Raw genomic sequence first — 6,364 nt, forward strand, 5'->3', positions numbered from 1 at the left:
ACCAATGCCTCGACACTCGAATGCGAAGGACCTGAGCCTCAAGTGGTTGGAGCTTTTTCAGATCTGCGCTCACAAGGGATCACTTCAGGCGGCGTCCAAAGAAACGGGTCTGACAATTAGCACTGTGTCGCATCATTTACGTAACCTCGAAGATCATCTGGGGATCGAGCTTTTCAACCATTCACGCAGGCCAATGGTGCTGACCCCCAAAGGGCAGGTCTTTCTGCGCAACATTGATGATGCACTTTTCGCGATCCGCAAAGCCAAAGCCGAGGCTTCAGCCGGAAGCATCTCTGAGGCGAGCCTGCTGCGTGTGGGGACGATAGAAGATTTTGACAGCGATATCATACCCGAGCTGGCCGTTTTCCTGTCACAGTACATGCCAAGTTGCGATTTCATGTACCAGACGGATTCGAGCCATACGATCATCGACATGCTGCGCAGTCGACACCTTGATCTGGGGATCACGACCACACCAAGTGAGCGAATGCGCGATCTGCAAGAGCGCCCGTTGCTGCGCGACCCTTTCGTTGTGGTTCTGCCGCGCGGCTGCGAGCATCCTCTGGCCGATATCGTCGAGGGCCGCAGCAATCTGCCGTTCCTGAAATTCTCAGGCAATCTGATCATTGCCCGGCAGATCGAGTCACAGATGCGCCGACTGGGCCTGTCGCCCCTGTCCAATTTCGAATGCAGCAACAACCAGACCTTGATGGCTATGGTTGCGTCAGGGGCTGGATGGACCATAACGACCCCATTGCTGTTTTCCCGCGCACAGCGTTTTCAAAGCAAGCTCAGGATGCATCGCTTTCCGGGCAAGAGTTTTTCACGCACATTGGCCATTGTCGCGACACCGGATTGCTCCCGGTCCATCCTGGAGCTGGTAGAAGGCAAGATGCGCGTTCTGATCACGCAACATGCGATTTCACAGCAAACGCAAAGCAACCCCTGGCTTGGGGAAAGCTTTCAGCTGATCACCTGAACGACCGTTGCCGGGCACGCTGATGCCCTTACGGTTGAAGGATATTGAACCGCGCGCGAATTTCCTTTTCCTGCTCGGGCGTCAGGTATTGCGGCTTGTGTTCGGCCAATATTTCCTGCGCCCGGGCCCGCGCCCGGCCCCAAGCGTCTTGCGCCCCTTTTTGCGCCCATGTGTGTGGTTCATCCCGGTCGGCGAGTGTGGGGTAGAAATAATCCCGCTCCATCGCGGCATAAGTATGCTGACCGCCCAGAAAATGCCCCTCGCCCAATACCGCATCGCAGATGGCATCGAAACCGAGGTTCTCTTCCGTCACCTCAATCCCTCGCAAGGCGCGGTAGGTGTTCGAGTGCATTTCGTCATCCAGCACAAAGCCTTCGAAACTTACACCCAAGAGTGAGGCGGTCATGCCCGAACTTTCGTAGATCAGGTTGCCTCCGGCCAGTGCCGCCGCCATTGAGGTGATGCCTTTTTCCATACCGTATTGCGCATCAATTGCTTTGGCGTCTGTCATTGAACAGGCAACCCCTGAGGGCAGCCCGAGCCAGTTCGACAATTGCGCCGACGCGGCATTGAGCACCGCGGTTTCTCCGCTGCCGCCGGAAAACGCTCCGGTGCGCAGGTCAATCACCAGTGGCCAGTTTGAAAAAACCATTGGAAAGCCCGGTTGGATAGCGTGAACCATCAGCAGACTGGCCAGAGTCTCGGCCAGTGATTGCGCCAGAAACCCGGCAAGCGTGGCTGGTGCGGTGGCCCCAGCCTGCGCGGCGGTAATGCACGAGATCGGAATGTTGTGCCGGATGCATTCATAAACGACGTCCACCGCGTCTTCGCCATAGCGCATGGGCGAGATCATCGGACTGATATGCGCCTTCATGAAGGGACGTTTGGAAAACTCGCCCGGCCCACCGGCGGCAATGTCCAGCATTTCGACAATCGGGGCTACGTATTCGGCCAGTGTGAACGAGGTTGCCGTTGGTTTAGTCGTGTTTTTAAGCAACGCAAAGACGGTATTGACGTCCAGATCGTAATTATCCTCTACATCAGTGGCGACACAACAGCGCGTATACCAACTGACATTGGCAAGCGTATCCTGAAGCCGGGTCAGGTTGTGCAGGTCGTCCAGCGTCGAGGGCCGGTAAACTCCGCTGTCCATATCCAACGTCTGTACCGCGGCTCCGCCGGTGCCGAAATAAACCTTGTTCCCCCCAACCTCTATCGAACGCGCAGGGTCTCGACCGTGCAGCGTAAAGGTTTTGGCCGCTTGATCGATTGCCTCTTCCACCAGTGCAGGTGGGAACAGGACGCGTCCATTGCCATTGTCGATGGCTCCAATGCCCAGCAGATCCTTTTGCAGACGCTCGGGCACTTCACCCACACCCAACTTTTCCAGCAGATCCAGCGCAGTATCATAAATTCGTCTCAAGTCGGCATCGCTGAGCGGTTTGTATGTGCCGCCAATCTGACCAGGTGGACAAGGGTCAAAGACAGGCTTTGCAGCGCGCTGTGCCAGCCGCTCGCGGCGCCCTCCCCTTTTTCCACGCTGCCCAGTCATCTGCGTTCCTTTTGTTCAGATTTTGGCGTGATTGAAGAAGCCTGGACGACACAATTTCAACGGCTCTCTACCTTAGGTCGAAAAATTCGAAATTAGAGTTCGATTTCATGAGACTAATAAGCAATTCATTGCGAACCAAGCCAATGTGCAGGTCAATCTCGACCAAAGCACTGTCGGAGGCACGCTTCACATGAAATCCCGCACCAAAGTTGTCGTCATCGGCGGTGGTATTGCCGGATGCTCGACGCTCTATCATCTGACCCAAGAGGGGTGGAGCGATGTTGTTCTGGTAGAGCGCAATGAGCTGACCAGTGGCACAACATGGCATTCGGCTGCGCAAGTCACCAATTTTGGCATGAACCAGACCATGGTCGGGCTGAAAACGCATTCGATCAATCTGTATAAAGAACTGTCGGAAAACCTCGAATACCCGATCAATTACCACCACGCGGATGGCGGCATTCGCCTTGCCAATACCGAAGCACAGATGCAGGGCTACCGCCATTTTGCCTCGATGGCGCGCGGCATGGGGGTCGAATTCGAGGTGATCGACGCCGAGGAATGCGCCCGCCGTCACCCGCTGATCTCAACCACCAACCTGCTAGGGGGACTATGGGACCCGCTGGATGGAGATATCGACCCGGCGCAGTTGTGTCAGGCGCTGGCCTATCACGCGCGCAAAGCCGGGGCCGAAGTCTATCGCAACACGCCGGTGACGGCGCTGACCCAGCACAAAGATGACACCTGGACCGTGCATACTGAACACGGCGACATCGGCTGTGACATCGTGGTCAACGCCTGCGGTTACCGTGTCAACGAAGTAGGAGCGATGATGGGGGTGCATCACCCGGTCGCCTCAATGGAGCATCAATATTTCCTGACCGAAGACATTCCTGGCATTGCCGAGGCCGGCCACCGCATGCCGCTGCTTCGCTGCCCGATCAGCGATTACTACAGCCGTCAGGAAAAGGGTGGGCTTCTGGTCGGATTTTATGAACAGGATTGTAAGCCTTGGGGCATGGACGGGATTGACCCGAACTTTGTTAACGCGCTGTGCCCGGATGATCTGGACCGCGTGATGGATGTGCTGGCCGGTGCTTTTGAACGCATGCCCGCACTGGAAGAGACGGGCATTCGCTCCATCGTCAACGGCCCGATTACCTACACGATTGACGGCGCGCCGCTGGTCGGGCCGATCCCTGGCAAGCGTAACGCGTTCTGTATCATCGGCCTGCGCGCCGGTCTGGGTGAAGGTGGCGGCCACGGCTGGCTGCTGGCGCAACAGATCGTACATGGCGAGGCGTGCTATGACACCTGGTGCCTCGATCCGCGCCGCTTTACCGGACATGCCAATGTGGAACTGACCTCGCTGAAGGCCATCGAGGATTATCAGAACGAATTCCGCTTCCACTTCCCACACGAACACCGCCCTGCAGGCCGGCTGGCCAAGACCACGCCACTGACCCCGGTTTTGGCCGCCGAGGGTGCCGAGTTCACCGTGGTGAACGGCTGGGAACGGGTCGACTACATCAAGCCGTCGCCCGACTTCCACCCCAGCCTCACTTTCGACTTTGACGAAGCCTTCGACGTGGTCGCGAACGAGATCAGGAATGTGCAAGAAAATGTCGGCCTGTGCGAGGTCAACGGTTTTAACCGGTTCGAGATCACTGGCGCCGACCGTCATGCCTTCCTCGACCGCATGTTCTGCGGCAACGTCACCAAACGCGCGGGCCGGGTCGGTTTGGGTTATCTGCTGAACCATTTCGGCATGATTAAGGGCGAGGCCACCATCGCCAACTTGCCCGCTAGTGACCGTGGACCCGAGCGGGTCTGGTACGGTTCGGCAGCTGCCAGTGAATATCACGACATGGACTGGTTAACCCAGCATTTGCACGACGACGAAGACGTGCAAATCCGTAGCCTGGCCAACGAACAGACGATTCTGGTTCTGGCCGGACCCAAGGCGCGCGCCGTGCTGTCGACCTGTGCGCGCGGCGACTGGTCGAAAGAGGCCTTCCCATGGCTGTCGGTCCGCGAGTGCTTTGTCGGGTTTGCCCCAGCCACAGTGATGGGCGTCAGCTTCTCGGGCGAGCTGGCCTATGAGATTCACGTGCCTAACGCCTCGCTCTATGCCGCTTACCTGGCACTGCGCGCCGCCGGTGAGGCCCACGGCCTGAAACTCTTTGGAGCCCGCGCGGTGGAATCGATGCGGATGGAGAAAGGCTTCCTGCACTGGAAGGCCGATCTGCTGACCGAGTTCGACCCGTTCGAAACCGCGCTGGACCGTTTCGTCAAGCTGGACAAAGGCGACTTCATCGGCAAGGCGGCGCTGCAAAGACGCCATGCCAACGGCCCTACGAAGAAACTGGTGACGCTGCAGGTTGATGCTACCCACGCCCCGGCGCATGGCGGTGCCTCGCTGATGCGGGGCGATAGGGTGGTCGGCACTATCACTTCGGGCGATTGGGGGCACCGGGTAGGCAGGAACCTCGCCTATGCCTTCGTGAACCCCGATCTGGCGGCTGAGGGCACCAGGATGCAGCTGGATATGTACGGAGATCTGGTCACAGCTGAGGTCATCGCGCCGTCCCCCTACGATCCGAGCCACTCTCTCATGCGTGGCTGAGAAGGCTATATCCATCACTATCGCGTTGCAGGGAAAGTAATGATGATGCCCTAATCCCCGCCACGTTGAATGGATTGCATTCGGTGATGGCGGGGGAACTTCAATATATGTTTTGTGACGCCGTTACGCGGCAGCAATTTGGGTTGCTTTTTCCACCAGCACTTCTGCCTGACGGATAGACGCATAGTCGATCAGGCGACCGTCCAGAGAAACCGCGCCTTTACCCGCAGCTTCAGCCTCGGACATCGCGACCAGAATACGCTGGGCCTTGGTGACTTCGGCTTCGGACGGGGACATGACTTCGTTCGCCAGCGCAATCTGGCTGGGGTGGATGGCCCATTTGCCTTCACAGCCCAGAACAGCAGCGCGTTTGGCGGCGGCGCGATAACCGTCGGGGTCCTGAAAATCGCCGAACGGTCCGTCAATTGGGCGCAAGCCGTTTGCGCGGGCTGCAACCACCATGCGAGCCAGCGCGTAATGCCACATATCGCCCCAATGTGTCATGCGCCCACCTTCGAAATCCGCATCAGTCAGAACCGAATAGTCCGGGTTCACGCCACCGATGATTGTTGTCCGAGCGCGGGTGGATGCGGCATAGTCGGCAACACCAAAGTGCAGGCTTTCATTGCGTTTCGAGGCTGCTGCGATCTCACTAACGTTCTGCATGCCCAGTGCAGTTTCGATGATGTGTTCGAACCCGATCTTTTTCTTGTAGCCCTTGGCGTCCTCGATCTGGGTGACCAGCATATCGACGGCATAGACGTCAGCGGCGGTGCCGACTTTGGGGATCATGATCAGGTCCAGCCGCTCACCAGCCTGTTCGACCACATCCACAACATCGCGATACATATAGTGGGTGTCCAGACCGTTGATCCGCACCGACATGGTCTTGTTGCCCCAGTCGATGTCGTTCAGTGCCTCGATGATATTCTTGCGCGCCTGTTCCTTTTCGTCGGGTGCGACGGCATCTTCCAGATCGAGGAAGATGACATCCACGTCAGACGCGGCGGCCTTCTCGAACATTCCGGGCTGGCTGCCGGGAACGGCCAGCTCGCTGCGGTTCAGGCGGGCAGGGGCTTGGTCGATAGAATGAAAGCTCATAGGTTTGTCCTTCAACTTACAGGTTCGGATAGATTGGAAACTTGGCGCAGAGGTCTGCGACTTCGGCTTTGACCTTGGCTTCGACTTCGCCGTTGCCGTCTTCGCC

At 57.9% G+C, this 6,364-nt stretch carries 4 protein-coding genes; 2 read left to right on the forward strand and 2 right to left on the reverse strand.

Annotation, left to right across the window (positions count from 1 at the left end; genetic code table 11):
- Nucleotides 1-4: 4 nt before the first annotated feature.
- A complete protein-coding gene (locus ACR0LN_RS20150) occupies nt 5-979 on the forward strand; it encodes a LysR family transcriptional regulator (protein ID WP_480432182.1) in 975 nt (324 codons plus the stop codon).
- A 28-nt stretch (nt 980-1,007) separates the two neighbouring features.
- Here the strand turns inward: ACR0LN_RS20150 and ACR0LN_RS20155 are convergent, their stop codons facing one another.
- The gene (locus ACR0LN_RS20155; RefSeq protein WP_480432184.1) at nt 1,008-2,531 is read right to left on the reverse strand and encodes a trimethylamine methyltransferase family protein; all 1,524 of its coding nucleotides are present in this window, start codon (nt 2,529-2,531) and stop codon (nt 1,008-1,010) included.
- A gap of 190 nt (nt 2,532-2,721) precedes the next feature.
- Here ACR0LN_RS20155 and ACR0LN_RS20160 point away from each other — a divergent pair, with 190 nt between their 5' ends.
- A complete protein-coding gene (locus tag ACR0LN_RS20160; protein ID WP_480432186.1) occupies nt 2,722-5,157 on the forward strand; it encodes a GcvT family protein in 2,436 nt (811 codons plus the stop codon).
- 123 nt (nt 5,158-5,280) lie between these two features.
- Here ACR0LN_RS20160 and ACR0LN_RS20165 read toward each other — a convergent pair whose 3' ends face one another.
- Nucleotides 5,281-6,258, reverse strand: coding sequence for an HpcH/HpaI aldolase/citrate lyase family protein (locus ACR0LN_RS20165; RefSeq protein WP_480432187.1), 978 nt, complete (start codon nt 6,256-6,258; stop codon nt 5,281-5,283).
- Nucleotides 6,259-6,364: the final 106 nt, after the last annotated feature.

It is taken from the genome of Ruegeria sp. AA6, assembly GCF_056542865.1.